Below are 22,468 nucleotides of genomic sequence, written 5' to 3' on the forward strand. Positions count from 1 at the left end.
GCATTTTTTTACACAATCATCCAGTTATTCGCCCAACCCTAACCAAATGTGCGAAAGCACGAGTCATATCTCCCTTAATAGTGCAATCTAACTTCATAAGGCTAACGGAGAACCATCTATTTAATAGATCGTTTTGATGCAAAATCATCACTATTACTGAACGAAGAAATGCATTAAAATGGTATGGGGCGCAGAAGGGTTCACTCTGTTCCCAGTATGACTAACATGAATGCAGAGGGATGCACAATGTCAGACGACAATGAAAAAATGCAAGCACAGTGGCAGCAATTTTTCGGCCCTAATCTAGGTTACGTCCAAGAACAATACGATATCTTTTTGCAAAATGCGGAAGCCGTCAGCCCGCAATATCGCGAGCTTTTCGAGCAATACGGAGCCCCTCCTCGCACTGAATCCATGGGGATGAAAACACCATTTACGGGAGCCAATCCATCGGAGCTTCGTAACGGAGCAGCCCAGGTAGAAACCGATTTGCTTAAGAAAGCTATTTCCGCAGGTCAATTGGCTTGGAATATACGCGCATTCGGTCATCTTGCGGCCAACATCGACCCGCTGGACCTTAGCCCTAAAGCTAGCGCCAAAATGATCGAACCAAGCACATATAGTTTGACAAAATCCGATTTGGAGAAGCTGCCTCCCGAGTGCGTATGGGAAGATGCGCCTTATCCGCTGAAGAACGCCTGGGAAGCCGTTCAGAAACTGCGCGAGGTTTATACGGGGCCGATCGCTTTCGAATTCGGTCACGTCCATTCCGAACAAGAACGCAAATGGCTGAATGAGCGGGCCGAAAGGGTTATTCCTTCGACCTCTTTGCTCGTATCCGAACGCGAAGCATTACTTAGAAAATTACTCGAGGCTGAACAATTCGAGGATTTCCTCCAGCGCACTTTCGTCGGTCAGAAGCGTTTTTCCGCCGAAGGGGTCGAAGCGCTTATTCCGCTTGCGGACGAGATCGTGCATGAGCTCACTAACGACGGCGCGCGCCACATTGTCATGGGAATGGCCCATCGCGGACGCCTGAACGTGCTCGCACATGTATTGGGCAAGCCTTACGGCAATATTTTCTCGGAGTTTCACCACTCGCCTAATAAAAACCTTATACCGTCCGAGGGTTCAATCGGCATCAATTACGGATGGACCGGAGACGTGAAATACCATTTGGGCGCAAACCGTTCCATCCACTCCGGCCAAACCGCTGAAACGCGCCTCACCTTAGCGAATAACCCGAGCCATCTAGAATTTGTCAATCCTGTTGTAGGCGGTTTTGCCCGCGCGGCGCAAGAAGACCGGAGCAAACCGGGCTTCCCGGTTCAGAATTTGAATCTGGCCGCTTCCATCGTCATGCATGGGGATGCCGCGTTCTCCGGAGAAGGAATCGTGGCGGAAACGCTCAACTTCAACAATCTTAGAGGCTACACGAGCGGCGGAACGATCCATATTATCGTCAACAACCGCATCGGCTTCACGACCGAAAGCCACGATTCGCGTTCCACCCATTACGCGAGCGATTTGGCTAAAGGCTTCGAAATTCCGATCATTCACGTAAATGCGGACGACCCGGAAGCTTGCATCGCCGCTGCGCGGATGGCGAGTGAATACCGCACGCTTTTTAAGAAAGATTTCCTGATCGACCTTATCGGTTATCGCCGCTATGGCCACAATGAGACTGACGATCCGGAAACAACGCAACCGCTCATTTACAAAAAAATAAAAGCGCACTCGTCCGTCAGCCGTCTATACGCGGACAAACTGATTCGCGAAGGATCGCTGTCGGCCGAAGCGGCCGAGCAAATCAAACGGGACGTGCTGAACAAACTGAAAGCTGCTTACGATCAAGTTAAAGGCCAAGAACACAAAGATCCCGTTCATCAAGCACAGCCGGCAGCTTATAGCCTTGGAGAAAAAAGACCATCCACGGCCGTACCCATGGATAAACTGCGCGACATTAACAAAGGGTTATTGAGCTGGCCTGAATCTTTTAAAGTATATGGGAAACTTCAACGTATTCTAGAACGCCGGACAGTCGCATTGAATGACGGCGAGAAAGTCGATTGGGGACATGCGGAGACGCTCGCTTTCGCTTCTATATTAGCGGATGGCAGACCGATCAGGCTCAGCGGTCAGGACGTCGAACGCGCAACGTTCGCGCATCGCAATCTTGTCCTTCATGATTCCGAAACCGGCGACACCTTCTGCCCGCTTCATGAGCTTCCGGAAGCGAAAGCTTCATTCGCCATCCACAACAGCCCGTTATCTGAAGCGGGGGTTCTTGGCTTGGAATATGGCTACAATGTATATGCTCCCGAAACGATGGTCATCTGGGAAGCGCAATACGGCGACTTCACGAATGCCGCCCAAGTTCTGATCGACCAGTTCATTTCGGCCGGTCAATCCAAGTGGACGCAACGCTCCGGATTGATCATGCTTCTGCCGCATGGATATGAAGGCCAAGGCCCTGAGCACTCCAGTGCTCGCATGGAGCGGTTCCTCCAATTATCCGGGGAGGAAAACTGGACAGTCGCTTATTTGACCAGCGCGGCCCAATATTTCCACTTGCTCCGCCGTCAGGCTGCTATAACGAATACGGAATCCGCTCGCCCGCTTATCGTAATGGCGCCTAAGAGCATGATCCGTAATCCGTACGTCGCCTCGCCAGCTTCATTGCTAAGCGAAGGTTCGTTCCAAACCGTGCTCGAGCAGCCCGGTCTTGGCGGGCATCCGCAGCGCGTAGAGCGACTCGTTCTGTGCACGGGTAAAGTCGCGGTCGATTTGGCCGAAGAGCTCGACAAATCCGCTGACACTAACCGCGATTGGCTGCACATTGCCCGCGTAGAGCAGCTCTATCCGTTCCCGGAGCAAGAGGTTAAAGCGATCATGAACCGCTTCCCGAATTTGACCGAAGTATTATGGGTTCAGGAAGAACCGAAGAATATGGGCGCTTGGAGCTACATCGAGCCTCGCATTCGCGAGCTTGCAGAAGAAGGTACGACCGTTGGCTATATCGGACGTCCTAAACGGTCAAGCCCTGCGAGCGGCTACCAACAGATCCATAGCTTCGAGCAATCGTTCATCGTAACGCAAGCGTTAGTCCAAAAAAAGAAATCGGCTATTAAAAGCGGGAGGTAACAGCAATGCATGACATTATAGTACCAGCGATGGGTGAATCCATTACGGAAGGAACCATTTCGAAATGGATCGTCAAAGTAGGAGACACCGTCCAACAGGGCGACCTTCTGCTTGAGCTGGAAACGGATAAAGTAAACTTGGAAATTAGCGCCGAGCAAGACGGCGTCGTTGCGGAAATTCTTATGAACGAAGGCGATACCGTCAAAATCGGCGAAGCCGTCGGCAGAATCGGCGAAGCCGGTCAAGCCGCAGCTCCGAAAGCGGAAACGGCTCAGGCCGCAGCAGCTCCGCAGAAAGAAAACATCCCTGCGCCCGCGGCGGCGCCCGCTCAGCCTGCAGCTCAAGCTTCCGCTAACGTCAGCGATAGCAGCAGCTCGACCTTAGCGACTCCTGCAGCCAGAAAACTCGCTCGGGAAAAAGGTATCGACCTGAGCACGTTGCCAACTCGCGACCCTATCGGACGCGTTCACTCCAGCGACGTCGTATCAGCCGGAGCAGCCGCTTCGAACGCTGCTGCCCCCGCTCCGCAAGCGGCGCCGCCTAAAGCTGCCGTGGACAAACCCACGACGAATTCGAACAAGCCGGAAGAACGCAAGCGGATGTCCCGCCGCCGCTTGACGATCGCGAAACGGTTAGTCGAAGCGCAGCAGACCGCGGCAATGCTTACGACTTTTAACGAAGTGGATATGACCGCCATTCTCGAAATACGCAAACGCCGCAAAGACTCCTTCAAGGAGAAACACGACGTTGGCTTAGGCTTCATGTCCTTCTTCACCAAAGCGGTTGTCGGAGCGTTGAAGGCTTTCCCTCTGCTTAATGCGGAGATCAATGGCGAAGACATTATCATTAAAAAATATTACGATATCGGCATCGCCGTTTCGGCCAAGGAAGGGTTAGTCGTTCCTGTCCTAAGAGAGGCAGATCGCCTTGGATTCGCGGAAATCGAGCGGACGATCGGTCAATTGGCCGGCAAAGCCCGCAACAATACATTGGAGCTGTCTGAGCTTCAAGGCGGAACGTTTACGATCACGAACGGCGGCGTATTCGGTTCCCTCTTGTCCACTCCGATTTTGAACGCGCCTCAAGTCGGCATTCTCGGCATGCACAAGATTCAACTTCGTCCGATCGCTATCGACGCGGAGCGTATGGAAAACCGCCCGATGATGTACATTGCTTTGTCCTATGACCACAGAATCGTAGACGGAGCGGAAGCCGTTCAATTTCTCGTGAAAATCAAGGAAATGCTCGAAGATCCGGAAACGTTGCTTCTTGAAGGCTGATCTCTGAAAAATAAAAACCTTTTCGCCTCCGCACATCAAGTGCACACAGGTGAAAAGGTTTTTTTGATTGTCGCCGACCCATTCTCCTCTACTTAACCGCTCCGGCCGTGATGCCTTCGGCAATCTGTCTTTGGAATAAAATATAGACGAGAATGACCGGCACCATCGAGATTAACAAGCCAGCGAACAAAGGTCCCCACTCCGTCCGATACTGCATCTCCGCCTGCATGATCGCGATTCCTACCGGCAAAGTGTACTTGGCCGGCTCATTAATGAAAATCGTGCCCATAATATATTCGTTCCAGTTGCTTAATGCGTTCATGATCGCGATCGAGACAATTCCCGAGCGGGCCATCGGAAGCATGATTTGAAAAAAGGTTCTGAAGAACCCGGCTCCGTCCATATAAGAAGCTTCTTCCAATTCCTTCGGAAGCGTCTTGAAAAATCCGAACAGAACAAAGACTCCGAAAGGCAGCGCCCAGGCCGTATAGACGACGACTAATCCGTTTAACTTATTGATCAAATGAAAATCGTTCAGCAAGAAAAACAAGGGGACTAGTCCTAGAATGAGAGGGATCATCATCGCGGATATATATACGAAATACATGGCCTGGCTCCCCTTAAACTCGAAACGGGCGAAAACATAAGCTGTGGTAGCCGACAATAAAATAGCCAACACGGAGCTTATAACAGTCACGTACACGGAATTCAAAAAATAATCCCCGAAGTGGTAGGTTTTCCATACGTAGGAAAAATGATTCCAATGGAGCGGCGTTTCGGGCAGCGACCAAGGCTTGTTCGTCAAAAATTGCGGATTGTCCTTTAGCGCGCTGAGCAATGTCCATAGAAGCGGGTATAGAACCGCGGCAGTCCACAGGAGAAGGACCAGAATAGCAACAGCTTTGAAAAAGCGCGTCGGTTGGCTAAGGCTCATGCTGGCGCCTCCCCTATGAATATTCGATCGCATCGCGGCGCAATACACGCTGGAGGATCACGGTTGTAATGAGAGACAGGATAAGGATGATGACGCCGAGCGCAGCGGCAAAGCCCATATGAAACTGCCGAAATCCCATTTGGTACAAATACGATCCAAGCACCTGGGTCGAATTATCCGGACCGCCTTCCGTCATGAGCAGCACCATAACGAAGGAACCGTTTAGCGTCGTCATCACGATATGCAGAATGCTTACCTTCACTTGCTCCCAGATCAGAGGAAGCGTAAGGGTCCAGAACTGCCGACATTGCGAGGCGCCGTCTATTTCCGCAGCCTCGTACAGCGAGGGAGGGATGCTCAGAATGCTCGCAACGAGCAACAGGAAATAGAAGCCTACTCCTGCCCAAATGGAAGGCCACAATATCGACCATAATGCCGTGGCTTCTTCTCCCAGCCAAGGTATACGAATCTGTTCCTTGGTAAAAAGCGACAGGAAAGAATTCAGAAAACCGATGTTAGGATTATATACGAATCTCCACAGCACCCCTACGACAACGGCGGAGATGATATTCGGTATAAAAAAGGCGATCCGGAAAAATTGCTGCCCCCGAATCCTAAACCTGGTGACCGCGACGGCAAAGAAGGTTGCCAGCAACACGATGCCTATGACCTTGCCTAGAACTAGAAAGTAATCGTTGCCGACCGCCGTCCACACGATCGGATCGCGAAATATTTCCTTAAAGTTATCCAATCCGATGAACGTCATATGCTCCGAGCTGCCCGACCAATCAAACAAAGAGATATACATCCCTTTGGAAATTGGGTATAGAGTGAAAATACCGAAGAAAAGAAAGGTAGGAATAAGGAACGTGAAAATGAAAATTTTTCTTTGCGCCTGACGGGACATCGGCTCTCATCCTTTACCTCAGATGTCTGGAATGCAGACCGCCAATAAGGAAGAAACCGTTTAAGGGTCTCCTTATTGGCGATCTGTCAACTGGATCGACATGACTGCTTCGAGCTTTTTACTTTCTGGCCTTCGCGGCAGCCGCTTCGACGCGGTCCGCCCACTCTTCCGGTTTAATTTTGCCTACCGACAGAGCAATCGTAGCATCGCCCATCACCTTGAATACGTCAGCGTTAAACACGACCACAGGCGCGACAACTGTATTATCGCTGTTGTAATATTTCATGGCGTTCTTAGCCGTCTCGCCTGCTTTGGACGCTTCCAGGTCAACCTTCACGTTCATTAAGGCCCCCGTTTTCTCGGCCCAATTCAAGGAAGCCTGTTTCGTGAAAATAAATTGGATAAACGCTTTGGCGGCCTCGGGGTTTTTCGCTTTCTTCGCTACCGCCATCGTACTCGTATAAGGCAGCGCGATATATTTTCCACCCTTAGCCTGGGTAATGGAAGGAACGAAGCCGTATTTGAAATCCGCCGGCGCATCGTTCTTCATTTCGCTTTCGAGCCATAGCCCGTTCGGGATCATGGCCGCTTTATGCTGCAGGAATTGCATTTGCGAATCGGTATGATTAATCGCCGGCGCGCCTTGATCGATATAACCTTTGGATGCTACCTCGCGTAATTGGTTTAATGCTTTAAGGACCGGCTCGCTTTTGAAAACACCTTCTTTCATGTCGCCCATGTCCTTCAGAATGTCCCCGTTGTCCCCGTTAGCCGAGATGATAGCCGGGTACAGGAATCCGCCAAGAATATAATCCGGATATATCCCTGCGTGAACATAAGGGCTTATTCCGGCTGCCTTGATTTTCTCGCTGAGCGTCAGGAAACTTTCGAAGTCTGCCGGAACTTCCCATCCGTTCTTCTCGAACAAAGCTTTATCGTAGAAGGTTCCATACGACCCGAACACGAGCGGGATGTTGTAGGTTTTACCGCCGTACTGCTCCGGTTGGGCAATCATAACATCCAATATTTTTTCTCCGTCCGCGTTCTTCGCTTCTTTAATCCAATCCGTCAGATCCAGGAGTTGGTCGTCTTCGATCATCTGTCTAGGGTTCGAGCCCGCTCCGTCTATGTACACGAGATCCGGGGGGCTGCCTTGAATCCATCGCGGTTTCATTTGATCGTTGATCTTAGGCCCGGCGGATTGCTTAATATTAAGGTCCGGATTCAACTTCTGGAATTGATCGATTACGTCTTTCCACCAAGCGTCCCCATATCCTCCGACGAAGTATTGTATTTCGAAGTCGCCGGTAAGGGCTGCAGGAGATGCCTCTAACGCCCCGGACGATGCAGACTCTTCCGGAGATGCGCTCGTTGAGCCGGTTGGCGATGGTGAGCTTTCATCATTTTTATTTTTAGATCCGCAAGCCGCAAGCGCCAATACGAGAGCCATGATGAGAGTGACGAATAATATCTTTTTGATTTTCAAACCAGACCGCTCCTTTTATGTTCATTATCCTGCACTAATCCAACCGTTGCATAATCCTCCGCAACAAACATCGTTGCGGAGGACAACTCCATATTAATTCGGATACAGCCTATTTTGCGGGACGATCTGTTTAGATCGAGAAGCGCTGGACCAAGAAAGCTTGGCGACCGCGTCTTCCGTATTGTCGTAATACTCGAGCTTGATATCGTATTTCTGGCCAGCCGTCAATTGGATCGTTCCCGCCCATTCCGTCGCAGCCTGATCAACCCACTTATTAATGATCAATTGATTATTCACCCACAGCCTTACTCCGTCGTCGGAACTCGTATAAAAGGTGTAGGTTTCCGTGTATTGGGGCATTACTTTGCCTGTCCACCGAACAGAGAAAGTATCAGCACCCATGGATGTCATCGGAGAGCCATAACCCCAATCGAAATTGACGGTTGCATCCGTGCGGGTTGCTTTCAAAGACGTGAAATCCATGTTGTCATAATATTTAGCGGTAAGTCCCGTTCCGTCCACTTGCGGCGGAGGAAGATCGCTTGCCGGCGTAAATTTGATCCAATCGTAGTAGGCACGCACCGGAGCGCCCGGATAGACAAACGGTCCAGTCCACACTTCCGCCGGCCCCGCTCCCGACCATAGATTGACCATGATGTAGCCGGGACTGGACGGGAGCGTGCCCCGCGAGCCGTTCTCGGTGTGTACTAGGATTCCATCCACATACCATTTGATAAAAGACGGCGACCATTCAAAAGCGTAATCATGAAAGGCCAGCGAAGAGTCGAACCCCAGATCGATAATGGTGCTGTGCTGACCTACGCCGTTGGTGAAATAGTTGGTCTCCAGCTTCGTCGTGTCTTTGCCTAGAATCTCAATGTCGATTTCGTCGTTAGACGTACCTGTCGCCGGGCCGGAATAAGTGAACAAGGCGGTGACAAGGCCTGCTCCTTTCGCTGTTTTCATCCGCGCCTCCACTCGTCCGTAGCCGTATTTCGCTAGAGTCGAATATTCACCTGACGCATAGTTTTTGCCGGAGCAACCGGCAGGACAACCCGCATTATCCAAACGGGTGGCCATAATTCCGTTGTTGAACTCCAAGTTGGCCGCTTTCCAGCCGACGCCGAAATCCGCGCCGTTGCCCCAACCGTCGGAAGCGGCGAATAAATTGCCGTTAACCGCGTTTAAAGGTTCATTAAACGCAACGTCTGCCGCAGAAGCTTGATTCGGTAACGTCAGACCGAGAAGCAATATACAAGTCGCCAATAATGCTTTCATAATTACGCACCTCTTTCCAGGAATGGAATTGCTAAAAAAACAGAGACAGATACGCTTTGTTCTTCTCCAACATCTCATCAAGCATCCGCTCGGCGTCATTCGCCGATGGGACGAGCGGATGATGGGCCAATGCCAGCAAGGCCACCTCCTTGTCTCCGGTAATTGCCGCTTCGATCGTCAACTGTTCGTATGTTTTCACCGCGTGTATCAATCCCTTTACAGATGAGGGGACCGCGGTTACCGGCTGGGGGATCGGGCCTTGCTTCGTTACCCGGCAGTTTACTTCGATACAGGCGTCATCGGGCAGAAAATCAAGAATCCCTTGATTGGGAACGTTCAAGGTCTGAATATCGCCGGAATCGTTATGAAGCGAGTTCATCAACCGAACGGCCGCTTCCGAATAATAAGCTCCACCACGCTGTTCGAGCTGCTTCGGCTTCTCGGATAGCTCGGGGTTGCTGTAGATTTCGAACAGCTCATTCTCTAGACGTTTAACCGTTTCGGCTCTCGTTTCGCCCTTAAGCGCGGCAGCTTGCTGCTCTGCCAGAATCTCCCTATGCAGATAGAAGTATTTCAAGTAATAGGAAGGAATAGCTCCGAGAGCATGCAGAAGGCTGGAATTCCAGTCATATTGCGGGACGTTCTTGGCTGAATACCCGTCACGATTGCCCAGCAGCTCGGGTAGCTTCGGCTCGCCGTCAACCGTGATATGATTGATCCAATGCAAGTGATTAAGGCCGACAAACTCGCAATGAATTCTGTCAATCGGCACCGAATACAAAGAGGAAAGCCATTTATAAGCCGCGATCGGCGAATTGCACAAGCCGATCGATCTGATATTCGAATGTTTGTGGATGGCTTCCGTCACCATCCCGGCAGGGTTGGTGAAGTTAAGCAGCCAGGCTTCGGGACATAGCTCTTCCATATCCCTGCATATATCAAGAAGGACGGGAATCGTACGAAGACCCTTCATCATGCCTCCCGGTCCCGTCGTTTCCTGTCCGATCATTCCGTACTTCAAGGGGATCGACTCATCCCAGCCGCGGGCTTCCAGCAAGCCAACCCGCATTTGCGTCGATACGTAATCGGCACCCTCTAAAGCGGATCGTCTGTCAAGCGTAAGCTTGACTTCGATCGGCAGTCCGGATTTCGCAACCATCCGCAGGGCAAGCTCTCCCACGATGGACAGCTTGCGCAGTCCTTCCGGGATATCGACCAATACGATTTCAGTTACGGGAAAAGTAGCGTAATTGTTGATAAACCCTTCTATGAGTTCCGGCGTATAGGATGAACCTCCGCCGATTACGGCAACTTTTAATCTATCGCCCATGCTGTTTTTATCTCCTTCACGGATAATCTCTCTTCCAGATGCTCATAAACGGAATTGTCAACATTGCTGCCCGACTGTTCCATGGCTAACAAGATCGCTCCCGCCACCGGCTCCATAGTCAAAATCCGCATGTTGCAGTCCGGAGCTATTCCGCTTACTTCTTTCTGGATATAGGGGGTCAAGTACTCGCTATCCCCTCGAGTCAGCACGCTGCCAACCATGACGAGATCAAACTTGTCGTGTTGCATGCCGAGCTTACGGATGACCGCGCTGGCAGCCAAGCCCAACTCGATACCTTGTCGCCGCAAAATGCCGCGTGCAACCTCGTCTTCTCCCGCGACTTCAAACAACAGCTTCGCTAAATAATGAGGAACCCTAACCCCTTCGTCCAAATAGGCATGGAACATTTGCTCAACGGACGCGAATCCGAGCGTCCTGAGAGTGGCTTGGGTTAATAGCGTATTTCTCTCCCTACCTTCCCAAGACCGTATGACGGATCGAAAAACTTCCACTGCCAATTCGGAGCCTCCTCCAAAGTCGCCAAAGGCATAACCAAAACCGCCGCACTGAAAAGCTTCCCCTCGCTTATTAATGCCATAACAATTCGTACCGCTTCCGCATATCATAACGACTCCGTCCTGCTGTTTAGTTCCAGCTCTCAGGCCGATGACCGTATCGCATACAATGCTATGTTTATTAAAGCCGATATTCGCAATCATAGGACGCAAGATTTGAAAGTCCGCTTCTCGATCCGCGCCTGCCAAACCGAACATCGCAAACTCGATTTCAGTCTGCTCGACCTTCGCCTGCAACAAAGCCATAGCGACTGCTTCCCGAATATTGCGATTAGCAAGATCGACCCCTAGTTGATGGTTGCCGCATCCGCTCTCGCCTCGTCCTACAATACGCCCTGCCGAATCGGATACGACGGCGAGCGTTTTGCTGCCTCCGCCGTCAACGCCTAAATAATAGTTCAAAGCCTCTCGCTCCCATGTCAAATACCGGGCTTTAGAAACCGGATGCATAACGCGTTAACGCTTGAACCATGATGCATTATGGGGACTCCGGTTTCCAAACCCGTTATGTCAAATTTATTTAAGATTGCTAACGTTTTCTTGCCATTTCTCGGTTTTATACTTTAGAAGCTGGGCATACCCTGCCTTCTGCGCGTCCTTCTCCGCTTGATCAAGAACAGCAAGCACGTCCTCCTCGGATTTGGCGCCAATAACCGCTTTTGCCCTTGCTTTCTCATAGATTTCAGTAACGCTTTGCGAGATAATGCCTTCTTCTGAATCGCCGGCAGGCGCTAGATTGACGAACTCCGTCGTATTGAATTGAGTCTTCCACGTAATTTCCGTCTGCCAATACGTCTCCCAGCTGCGCTTTTCGGGAGGAAGCGTCGCTTCGAATTTCGATTTCGACCTATCCACGTAGACGGTGTTGCCATTCCATTGAAAGTTGACAATGGCGTTCATCAATTCATCTCGTCCTTGCGTATCGGTGGTGAACTTCTCGGTAAACAGCGGCGCCCCGTCAGCATCCGTTCCTTTCCAATAGAGGCCTTCCGGCCCCCACATGATCGTTCTCTGTCCTTCCGGTCCCGTGAACCAGTCCAGGAAGGCGAAGATCGCTTCAGGGTTTTTGGCGGATTTGGTAATGACGCTAACGTTCCATCCGAGCTGCTTATAATCGCCGGGGAAAATTTTATTCTTATCGAGCCCCGCCTTGTGAATTGGCCAAACCATAATATAACCTGCGCTTGGATCTTTGGCTTTCAATGCCGCGTTACCCTTCGAACCGAATTCCGTAGGGCTGGAAGCGGCATAGACCGCGATTTTGCCCGTGACGATTTTCTGTTCGACTTGCTCCATCTTCTGGGTAAACGCGTCCTGCGAGATCAGCTTTTCCCGGTACAGTTTATTGGCGAACTGCAGTGATTCGCGGAAAACGGGATCGCTAAATACGGAGGTCAGTTCATTACCTGAAGGAATGGCCATCATCTGTTGGCTGCTGTACAGATAAGGGCGATTTTCCGCAAAAGCCGATGATAGAATATCTACGGCTTCCGCGCCTTGGCCTGCTTCGAAGGGAACGACGTCCGGATATTTTCCTTTCACTTGCTGCAAATAAGCATACAGATCGTCCGTCGTTTCCAGGCTCGGCGAACCGAGCTCCTCGTAAATCTTCTTATTCACCAGGTAACCTGCATTCCCGTTCGGCTGCGACGTATACCAATTCGGGAACTGGTACAGCTTGCCGTCAGGGGAACGAAGCATATTCAAGGTCGATTCGCCGGCCCATTTTTTCAGATTCGGATATTTGTCCAAATATTCGTCGAAGGGAACGAGCAACCCTTCCGAACGGAGCTTCTCCACTTCCGCTCCGCGTTCCATCCAGATGACATCCGGCAGCTCGTTTCCGACGATCATCGTATTCAGCTTTTGCTTCGCGTTTCCGCCGGAGCTGATCGGCAGAACGTTTACCTTCTTATTTTCTTTGATCCACTTGGTTGCCAGGTCCTCGCCCCATGGCGGCATCGTATACCAGTCGTAATGTCCGTAAAACGAGAATTCCAAAGGCTGCTCTCCCAACACGTAGGAGGCGCTTTCCGGCTGATCGCCGCTGCTCGTCGCTTTGACCTCCGGTGAACCGGATGCTGAGGATGAATCGTTGTTTTTCGCGCAGCCCGTTAACGCCATAAGGACGACTAGCGCAGCCACCAGAGTCGAATAAACGGTTTTTTTGCTGAATTTCATTGCTTTGACTCCCTTCTGAATGTTCATCTATGGTTAAAGCGATTGCTTTGAACCCCTATTTATTCCTTCAGCGAGCCAATCAACACACCCTTGACGAAGTACTTCTGAACGAACGGATATACGCAGAGAATCGGTAAGGTCGCTACCATCATGGTGGCCATCGACAACGATTTCGTCGTGACGGACCTCATCTGGTTCAAATGGCTGCTTGCGGAAGAATCCATCTGGGACATCTGTTCATTCATAATGTTGGAGTTCAGAATCTGCTGTAATTTGGTCTGAATAGGCAGAAGATCGATATTGGAAATATAGATGCTGGGAGCAAACCAATCGTTCCAATGATAGACCGCCGTGAATAGCGATAACGTCGCGAGTACCGGACCCGACAAGGGAAAGATGATCCGGAAAAAAATTCCCCAGTTCGAACAGCCATCGATTTTCGCGGATTCTTCCAAGCCCGCAGGCATTCCTATGAAGAATGCGCGGAAGATGATCATGTTCCACACGCTGATTAAGCCTGGAATGACCATAACCCAGAATGAATTCATTAGCCCGAGCTCTCGGATCAGCAAGTAACTCGGGATAAGTCCCCCGCTAAAATACATGGTGAAAATACAGACAATCATGTAAAGCTTACGACCGATGAGTTCTTTCTTGGTCATTCCGTAGGCGAAGATTGACGTGGCCAATATCGTTCCGATCGTCCCTGCAACCGTTCGAAGCACGGAAATGACGAAACCGTCGATAAGCCGCTTGTCCTTAAAAACCACCTCGTAATTTTCCAGAGAGAACTGGCGCGGCCAGAACGTTATTCCGCCTTGCATCGTGTCCGTTCCTAAATTGAAGGAGACGACTGCGGCATTCCAGAACGGATAAAAAGCGGTAAACCCCAATATGCCCAGCACAACATAGATCACGATAGATAAAGCTTTATCGCCATTTGAAAGTTTCATAGCGTCGACCCCTCCTTCCCTTTACCACAAGCTGTTGCCCGATCTGCGCGCCAAATGGTTAGCTCCCATGAGCAAACCAACGCTGATCACCGCATTGAAGAGGCCTGCCGCCGTTGCGTAAGAAAATCGAGAATTCAATATGCCTATACGGTACACGTAAGTATCTAAGACATCGCTTACATCTCGAAGCACCGGATTCGAACCTAGCAGGATAATATCTTCGAATCCCGCGTGCAACAAATTTCCGATCGCAAGAATGGAAAATACGGTAATGACGGGCATGATCGACGGAAGGGTGATCGTGAACATTTGCCTGAATCTGCTTGCACCGTCCATGGATGCCGCCTCGTACAAATGCGGATCGACGCCGGCAATGGCTGCCAGATAAACGATTGATGCAAATCCGATTTCCTTCCACACCCCCGTAGTTACGAGAATGGTCCAGAAGTATTCGGGTAAGGAGAGAAAATTGATCGGTTCATCGATGAGGTGCAGTTTTTGCAGCAGGATATTGAGGCTCCCGTTGTCCGTAGAGAGTATTGACATGACGAAACCGGACACGATTACCCAGGAGAGAAAGTGGGGTAAATAACTTATCGTCTGTATGGTTCGCTTGTAGGCCTGGTTTCCCACTTCATTCAGCATTAAAGCTAGAAGGATCGGCGCGGGAAATCCCACAATCAACTTCAACAGACTAATGACCAACGTGTTGCGCATGATATCCCAGAATACGGGAGCATGAAAGAACATTTCGAAATGCTTGAACCCGACCCAGGGGCTTCCAAGGAACCCCTTAAAAAGGCTGTAATCTTGAAACGCGGTCAACACGCCGTACATAGGAATGTAGCTGAATACGATAATGAATAGCAGGGCCGGCCATACCATTAGCTGGATGTCCCATTGGCGGAGCAACCGTCCAATTCCGCTCGGCTTCGCGTAAAATGCCTTTTCTACCCGGATTTTGGCTTGAGGCATTGCTAACCTCCTATTCGTGATGTTTCCACAATATTAACTCTGTGTTAAATACCCTCTTTCTTCTTGTATTTTAACTGTTAAATGCGGCTAATACTCCGCCAAAACGATTGATAAATGACACTATCTTACTGTTATCTGACGATTCTTTTTTTGGAAATCCTTGGCGTCACGCCAATGTATTGCTTGAATAACCGATTGAAGTTGGATAGGGTTCGAAAGCCGCACTCCAGCGCAACGTCGGTAATTTTCATATTGGTTGTCTCTAGGAGCAATACCGCGCGTTCCAGTCGAATCTGGATCAAATACACCAATGGTGCCGTTCCGACCACACGCCGAAAAATATCGCTGAACCTGGAAGGGCTTAAAAAGACGAGCGCAGCCAATTGTTCCAGCGTCCAAGGGTGAGCATATCTCTCCTCCATCGCATGAATGACCTTTCGCATTTTTTCCAATTGGGCGGAATTCATTTTTTCTTTCGGTTTGATTATCCCTTCCGTTCGAAAGTCGCGATTTACGCTTGCCAGAAACCGAAGCAAATGGGAATAAACCATAGAGGCATAAGACAGGCGTTCCATCACATGCTCATCTTGCAATTCGAGGAGTGTCGAGCGGAGACTATCGATATTCGGATGGTTCCGGTTCAGTAAATTGGTGAAATGGATGCCCATCTCCTTAAAGGGCGACAAAATTTCCGGATCGTAGCGCAGGTTGGCTAGAAACCAAGACATATCGAATGAAATGACGAGCATGACCAGGTCCTGCGTCTCGTAAGCGCAATGAAGATCGTTAGAGTTGATCAACAGAATGTCGCCTTGCTGAAATTCATATTTCTGGCCATTGATGATGTAATACCCTATTCCCGATTTAATCAGATTGATCTCCAGCACGTCGTGCCAATGAAGCTTCTGGTAGTTAGAGGTGACGCCTACCGTGTCCGCTACATAGATAGGGTATTGCTTGTCCATTTTGAATTTCTCTCTCGGGATATCCTCTGTCCTTGTGAATGTCATGTTCTCGACCTCCGTTATCATTTCGCTTAGTCTACCCGAATGAAAAATCCCGCTCCACAAGACGATGCGGAACAGGATTGGGATTTCTTAAGAAATGGGATCGAAGACCAGCAACGCGGCACCAATCGCGCCCGCTTCTTTGCCGAGTGACGGCGAAACGACTTTCACCCCGGCAGCCATCGAGGAAATCCCCCGTTCCGCGATGACTTGATGCATCGGATCCAATAACGGAGCACCGATGCTTGCCGCTCCTCCGCCAACGATAAGCACTTCCGGATTCATAACGTGAATGATGCTTACAAGTCCTGCCCCCAGAGCCTGGCCGGCTTCGCGGAGTATCTTTGCGGACAATTCATCTCCATTGGAAGCCGCTTCTGCGACATGGCGGGAGGTAATCGGATTTGTGCCCGCTCTCCCGGTCAGCATTAACGCTTCCTCCGGAAACTGAGTTGCCAACTGCTGCGCGCGTCTGGCGATAGCGGTACCGGAGGCGTACAGCTCCAAACATCCGACATTGCCGCAAAGACAACGCGGACCGTTCCAATCAATCGTAATATGGCCCAGTTCTCCTGCGCTTGAATCTCTGCCTCGAATGAGCCGTCCAGCGCTTACGATCCCTGCTCCGATTCCCGTTGAAACCGTCACATAAACGCAATTTTTCGTTCCGCGTCCGGCTCCTGCTGCCCATTCTCCGTAAGCCGCGGCATTTGCGTCGTTTTCCAGGTTGACGGGAACCCCGAAAGCCTGCTCCAGCCGCTTGCCCAGCGGCACCTGATTCCAGCCTAAGTTAGAAGCTAAAGCTACAATTCCCTCTTGCGCGTTTAATGTGCCTGCAGTCGCCACTCCAATGCCGGTTAATTGATACGACGGCTCTAAACAGTCTTTAATCAATTGAATCATTCTCTGAATAACGGCCTCGGAGCCCTCTTGAGCATCCGTGCTTTGCTCCGATTTGTTCAATATCGTTCCACTCTCGTCCAATATTACGGCAAGTATTTTGGTACCGCCTAAATCAATGCCTGCATAAACTTTTTGGTTCATGATCGGTAAGCCCTCCATGCTAATCCAGAACGGATGCGCTAAAGATTTTTTGTAACTTTAAAGTTGCCGAGCCGTAAAGGGCCCCCTTTTCTCCGTAGGAAGCGGATAATACCCTGTCCCTAGTGAACTTGAACGGGAAAGGAAAATTCTCGATGGCCGCTCTAAGCATCTCCGAGAAATTGGCCGATCGGTTCATCCAGCCTTCGATAATAACCACCTCGGGACTGATGAAGTTGACCGTGCTGGCAATCATAAGCATCGTTACTTTCACGATCTGGTCGAAGATCGGCTCTAACCATGCCTCTCCTGCTTCGTAGCGGGATATAATCTCGTCAAAAGACTGAGGCACCGCTTGGCCATGTTCTGCGGATTGATTCTGGCATTTTTTGAGGATAAAAGAGCTCGTAAGAACGGTTTCCACACACCCCCTTTGACCACATATGCAGATCTCCCCATTCGGATCTACGGGGATATGGCCGATTTCTCCCGCGCCTCCCATAAATCCGGAATAAATTTGCGAATTAAGAATGATGCCCGCGCCTATTCCTTCGTTGATCGTCAAGTATACTAGGCTGCTCTTATCTTTGAAGAAAGAGAGGAATCTCTCCCCCTCTCCTTCTCCCTATGCTTTATTCTAAAAGCATAGAGTCGGCAGGCTCGCCGTCTTGATCCAATCTCTGGCTATTATAGCCGGGAGCGGTTCGCTGAACAAGTACCCTTGGATACAATCGCATTCATACTTCTTAAGATAGTCCAGTTGGACGTATTTCTCGACGCCTTCCGCTACCACTTTAATTCCCATGTCCTTCGCCAGGCGAATGATCAATCCCGTTAGAGGCTGGTCTTCCTGGTTATCCGGTATTTGTTCGATAAAGCTTTTGTCGATCTTAAGCGTCGTAATCGGAAGCTTCAATAGATGGCTAAGAGATGAGAAGCCTCTGCCGAAATCATCCAAAGCGATATTCACGCCATATTCGATCAAACGGTCCAACTTGTCTCCGATCAAGTCCAATGACTCGATCACCATGGATTCCGTAACTTCAAGCTCCAAGTAATGAGGCTCAAGGCCGGTCTCATTCAGCAATTCCAATACCCGCTCGACGAAGCGATTGTCGATTAGCTGCATGACAGATACATTCACGGAAACGATTGCCGCGTTATCCCCCTTCTGATGAACGGTGCGGATGAATTCGCACGCCGTCCGGAGCACCCAGTCACCGATTGGAACGATCAGCTGTGTTTCTTCCGCAATCCGAATGAATTGATCCGGTGACATCTGTCCAAGTTCAGGACTATTCCAGCGGATCAAGGCTTCGAATCCTGTTACGCGAGAGGTCGCAAGATGAATTTGCGGCTGATAATGAAGCTCGAATTCCCCTTTATCTAGAGCCTGCCTTAGAAGGCGCTCCGTATCGGCCCGATGCTGAACGGGAACGCTCAGAGAGTCCTCGTAGAACGCAAAACCGTTCTTCCCCTGCTTCTTAGCTTGGTACAAGGCGATATCCGCGTTCTTTAACAGCTGTTCAAGCGTTCTGCCATGCGAAGGAAACCGAGAAATTCCGATACTCCCGGTCATATGCATGCGATGCTCCCCAACCGCGAAGGGATGATCAAACAAATTCAGAAGCAGCTCTCCCCTAACATGAAGCCGAATCTCGGGTTCACGCGTGACGATAACCCACTCATCTCCGCCAAGCCGGTAAAGCTGTTCCGAAGCATGCAGCCCTCCGGCAATTCTAGCTGAAACTTCCTTAATCAATCGATCTCCGAATGCATGTCCGAGCGTATCGTTCACGTATTTGAAATCATCCAAATCGACATAGAAAAGCGACGCATCTTTCAAAAACGTCAAATTCTCATACAAAGCAAGCCTATTCGGCAGCCCGGTAAGCTGATCTTTGAAAGCGATACTGCGAAGCTCTTCCCGGTTATGCAGCAGTTCCGTATATTGATGTTGCAGCTTGCGCTCCGCAACGCTCATTCGAAGGGTGGCTTTGTAGATCAAATAATACAATAACAAAGCCGTCATCACGATATAAAACCAGCCCTTAAGCAGGCTGAAGTACGCGAACATCTTCTTATCCGGTACCATGGCATTCAGCGCCTCATCGGAGAACAAGATCCACAGCGCTCCGCAGATCAAATAAATGACGGAAATTCTCAGAGAAGCAACGAGAGGCAATTGCATTGTAGAATTTTTGCCCTGCTCATGTTCTTGATTCGACATGGTTTGCCCTCCCTGCATTCGAATGCGCTAGCTTGAATAACCACGACGACCTTAAGTTACACAATTCTCCAGAAAATAATGGAATCCTTCATTGGAGGGGGAAGGAATTGTTACTGGCTCAGCTGGTTTAGCGGATTGACATCCCCGAAGCTGCCAGACGAGTGACGCCCCCCCCCCCATAGCCAAACAGGCTGCCGCGTTTATACGCTGGCAGCCTGTTCGTGTTACTAAACGAGACGTATTATGAACCAATCGTCCTAAAATCAATATGCGCAGGCGGCGGAAACTTGACTTTCGCCTCTTCGATGAGCTCTTGAGTCAACTCCGAATTCCTCTCTTTGGCAAGCTTCTTGGCGTTGTATTTATACCACAGCTCGATGATCAATACTTCGCCTTCTCGTATGACGGCAAATTCAGTATTAAACAGCTTGTTCATGAACTCTTCTTTGTCCAGCTCAAGCGCCGCCGCTCCTACGATGATCTGTATTCGATCGCCCTTGGCGAATTCCGGCGGCAATGACTCGTAAATGCGCCATGCCTTCTCAAACTCATTATTTTGCAACAATAGATTTAAATACTCTTCCGCAAAGGACCGATCGGGAAAGCTGTTCGAGACGAGATAAGCTTGCTCAAGATAGGATAGAGCTTTGTCCTTTTCTCCCCTAATCCTCATGACCTCGGCAAGATTCCGATAAACCCACGCGGCAGGTTTTATGTTCAATGAAGCTTCCCACGCTTCAACGGCTTCCTGCTCCAACCCTTTCTCATAAAGCATGACCCCATAATGCAGGAACGCAACCCAAGTCCGATTATCCTTATCCCCAATACTCCGCCGAACCAATTCCATCCATTCGTCCTGAATCATCCAAGACGCAGGGATCTCCTCAACCGCCTGATCCGGTAGGTGTCCCTCCTGTAGAAGAACCAACCAAGGGTGCTGGGCCTCGGCAATGCTTCCATCCGTAAACTCGAAGCCGCGCGGAATCAATCTGCCATCCGCCTTTTCCCTCCGCAGCCTCTCTAACGCTCCCCAACCCGAACCCGTATGCAATATCTTCTCAGGCGACTTATCGGCAAGACTCTGCAGCCTATCGTGAATCGCATATACCTCATTTTCTCCGAGGTCCTGGTCAATAATCCGCTCAATATATTCACGCGCGTTATCCCAACTGTCCTGATAAGCCGAATTCGTATCGACCTTGGATACACCTATCATTTGCGTGAAATCCCACACCGAATTCCCGGGCATTTCTATGCCATGAAGCTGTGTTGGAGTCAACCCGCCTTGTACTTCGATATAGTTGCCTTCGCCCGGTTTCGCTAAGAAGTCGCACCAACGTCTGCCTCCCGCATGATTGCCCCAGCAGAACATTTTCCGATATCGCAGCAACGAAGTAGAACGCTCGAAGAACAATCTCCCATCCTCATAGGCGACGGCTTCCCAAGGAGAGCGACAAGTAACCGGAGTCTGGAAAAAATATTCGCTCGAAAAAGGGAAGTTCACGGGGTATGATGCATCAGCTTCTTTAAGCGATGGCAAGTGCGGCAGCTTATCGATTCCATATCCTTTGAGTCCAGCATCGATATAGATCGCTTCGTTGGTCGAGGAGAACACTCTAGCCTTCACGGTTTCTTCCACCGCGATATTCGTCCACCAGTACATGGGAACCGGATTGTCGTAATCGTTGATCATCCGGACATAAATTTGCAGCTGCTCTGCACCCTTCGGCAGATGGAAATCGATATGCCAGAATAGATTTTTACAACGCTCGTATTCATATATTCTGAGAAATTCATTCCCCTCATCGTCGCTAAGCTTGGCGGTATGAACGGGAGAACAAGTCGTGAACGTATGACCGACTTGACCGATGTTCCACTCGATTCCTCCGGAAAACCAGGCATTCAGAATAGCGAGATTGGCAGGCTGGAACACGGGGTTCTTATATAAGATTTCCCTGTCCGTCCTCTTGTCCTTAAGCGAATAGAGTCTCCCTCCGTATTCAGGCAGAAAGACGGCTTTCAGCAGATCATTTTCCAGCGTTATCGTCTTTAAGATCGTGTTCCCGCGTTGTCTCGTGTACCTGTCCTGAATCCGGTAAGGCAAATATCTCTCCCCGGCTTCTTCGCCCATATGCATCTTCTGCTCCGGCGTGAAGCTTCCGTTATCCGCCACTTCCCTATGCGGGTTTCTGTTCCTGAACATAGGAAGCGGATTTTCCCCATCCAACTTCGTGCCTTCCAGCGTTAAAGTCGAAATATATACGTTCATCTGTTCACTTCATCTCCTAATCGTGTTATCCCTTAACGGATCCAACGGTTATGCCTGCAATAATTTTCTTGGATACGAACAAATAAACAATAAAGCTAGGCAAGAACACAACCATACATGCCGCGAAAATACCGCCGTAATTACCCGTGTTGGCAAAGCCGTATACGATAGACTGAAGGGATAAAGCCAAAGTACGCGTTCCCGGATCGTTCGCGAAAATAAGAGCATAGAAGTACTCGTTCCAAACCCCTAAGAAGTTGAAAATGGACAAGGTGATCAGGCCCGGCTGCGCGATTGGCAGAATGATCTGGATGAATGATTTGATCGGCCCGCAACCGTCCATTGCGGAAGATTCCTCGAACTCCTTCGGAATGGAAGAAAAGAAACCCGTCATAAAAAATACGCCAAACGGAACGTTCGTACAAATATAAATCAAAATCAAGGTAAGAATGGAGCCAGTAAGCTTAAGCTCGACGAATAGCGAGAATAAAGGGATCGTAATTAAGATACCGGGTATCGCAAGCGCCGAAACAAACATCATACTCACAAGGCTCCGGCCCTTGAACTGAACCCGTCCTAGAATATAAGCAGCGGGAGCCGCAACGACAACAATGCCTATGCATGACGCGACCGTATAGATAACGCTATTCAGAAAATAACGTCCCATGCCTTGGTTTTTGAACAAATCTATATAATTGGAGAAGTGGGCTCCGCTGCCGAGCAGCGAGTTCGTGAATATGTCTCTCGTCGTGCTAAGCGACGCCAATATCACCCAACCGAATAGAATAATGGAAAATATCAACCAAGCATAAAGCGGAATATAGGCCGGCCATAGACGTTTTCTTATTTTTGATTGTTCGCTACGCATGAGGTCCCCT

16 protein-coding genes and 1 pseudogene are annotated in these 22,468 nt (G+C 49.9%); 2 read left to right on the forward strand and 15 right to left on the reverse strand.

Features of this window, described 5'->3' with window-relative positions; translation table 11 throughout:
* Positions 1–246: 246 nt before the first annotated feature.
* Entirely contained in the window at positions 247–3,144 is a 2,898-nt protein-coding gene (locus tag K7P76_RS24570; RefSeq protein WP_232188153.1) for a 2-oxoglutarate dehydrogenase E1 component, read from the forward strand.
* Between the two features lie 5 nt (positions 3,145–3,149).
* On the forward strand, positions 3,150–4,424 hold the full coding sequence (gene odhB / locus K7P76_RS24575) for a 2-oxoglutarate dehydrogenase complex dihydrolipoyllysine-residue succinyltransferase (protein WP_232188156.1): 1,275 nt from the start codon (positions 3,150–3,152) through the stop codon (positions 4,422–4,424).
* Positions 4,425–4,512: 88 nt separating this feature from the next.
* Here odhB and K7P76_RS24580 read toward each other — a convergent pair whose 3' ends face one another.
* The 15 genes and pseudogenes from K7P76_RS24580 to K7P76_RS24650 form a co-directional block, all read right to left on the reverse strand.
* Positions 4,513–5,358, reverse strand: a complete 846-nt coding sequence (locus K7P76_RS24580) for a carbohydrate ABC transporter permease (protein WP_232188161.1) — start codon at positions 5,356–5,358, stop codon at positions 4,513–4,515.
* Between the two features lie 13 nt (positions 5,359–5,371).
* Positions 5,372–6,265 carry a carbohydrate ABC transporter permease gene (locus tag K7P76_RS24585; RefSeq protein WP_232188164.1) on the reverse strand — a complete coding sequence of 298 codons (894 nt, stop codon included), beginning with the start codon at positions 6,263–6,265 and terminating at the stop codon, positions 5,372–5,374.
* Between the two features lie 118 nt (positions 6,266–6,383).
* Complete coding sequence (locus tag K7P76_RS24590; RefSeq protein ID WP_232188165.1) at positions 6,384–7,751, reverse strand: ABC transporter substrate-binding protein; 1,368 nt, start codon at positions 7,749–7,751, stop codon at positions 6,384–6,386.
* Between the two features lie 93 nt (positions 7,752–7,844).
* Positions 7,845–9,029 (reverse strand): beta-glucanase, encoded by a 1,185-nt coding sequence (gene bglS / locus K7P76_RS24595; RefSeq protein WP_232188174.1) that lies wholly within the window; start codon positions 9,027–9,029, stop codon positions 7,845–7,847.
* 31 nt (positions 9,030–9,060) lie between these two features.
* Positions 9,061–10,359, reverse strand: coding sequence for a 6-phospho-beta-glucosidase (locus K7P76_RS24600; RefSeq protein WP_232188175.1), 1,299 nt, complete (start codon positions 10,357–10,359; stop codon positions 9,061–9,063).
* The gene (locus tag K7P76_RS24605) at positions 10,344–11,336 is read right to left on the reverse strand and encodes an N-acetylglucosamine kinase (RefSeq protein WP_232188176.1); all 993 of its coding nucleotides are present in this window, start codon (positions 11,334–11,336) and stop codon (positions 10,344–10,346) included. The genes K7P76_RS24600 and K7P76_RS24605 overlap by 16 nt, the downstream gene beginning before the upstream one ends.
* A gap of 114 nt (positions 11,337–11,450) precedes the next feature.
* Complete coding sequence (locus tag K7P76_RS24610) at positions 11,451–13,115, reverse strand: extracellular solute-binding protein (protein ID WP_232188177.1); 1,665 nt, start codon at positions 13,113–13,115, stop codon at positions 11,451–11,453.
* A gap of 59 nt (positions 13,116–13,174) precedes the next feature.
* A complete protein-coding gene (locus tag K7P76_RS24615; protein ID WP_232188178.1) occupies positions 13,175–14,068 on the reverse strand; it encodes a carbohydrate ABC transporter permease in 894 nt (297 codons plus the stop codon).
* A gap of 21 nt (positions 14,069–14,089) precedes the next feature.
* A complete protein-coding gene (locus K7P76_RS24620) occupies positions 14,090–15,043 on the reverse strand; it encodes an ABC transporter permease (protein ID WP_373692483.1) in 954 nt (317 codons plus the stop codon).
* Between the two features lie 131 nt (positions 15,044–15,174).
* Complete coding sequence (locus K7P76_RS24625) at positions 15,175–16,053, reverse strand: AraC family transcriptional regulator (RefSeq protein WP_232188179.1); 879 nt, start codon at positions 16,051–16,053, stop codon at positions 15,175–15,177.
* A gap of 87 nt (positions 16,054–16,140) precedes the next feature.
* A complete protein-coding gene (locus tag K7P76_RS24630) occupies positions 16,141–17,094 on the reverse strand; it encodes an ROK family protein (RefSeq protein WP_232188180.1) in 954 nt (317 codons plus the stop codon).
* A 19-nt stretch (positions 17,095–17,113) separates the two neighbouring features.
* Positions 17,114–17,689, reverse strand: a pseudogene (locus tag K7P76_RS24635) (ROK family protein); the annotation flags it as partial.
* 39 nt (positions 17,690–17,728) lie between these two features.
* On the reverse strand, positions 17,729–19,321 hold the full coding sequence (locus K7P76_RS24640; RefSeq protein WP_232188199.1) for a putative bifunctional diguanylate cyclase/phosphodiesterase: 1,593 nt from the start codon (positions 19,319–19,321) through the stop codon (positions 17,729–17,731).
* A gap of 241 nt (positions 19,322–19,562) precedes the next feature.
* Positions 19,563–21,590 (reverse strand): DUF5107 domain-containing protein, encoded by a 2,028-nt coding sequence (locus tag K7P76_RS24645; RefSeq protein WP_232188202.1) that lies wholly within the window; start codon positions 21,588–21,590, stop codon positions 19,563–19,565.
* 25 nt (positions 21,591–21,615) lie between these two features.
* Positions 21,616–22,458: a carbohydrate ABC transporter permease gene (locus K7P76_RS24650; protein ID WP_232188210.1), complete on the reverse strand. Its 843-nt coding sequence runs from the start codon at positions 22,456–22,458 to the stop codon at positions 21,616–21,618.
* Positions 22,459–22,468: the final 10 nt, after the last annotated feature.

Source organism: Cohnella silvisoli, assembly GCF_021190915.1.
Taxonomy (GTDB): domain Bacteria; phylum Bacillota; class Bacilli; order Paenibacillales; family Paenibacillaceae; genus Cohnella; species Cohnella silvisoli.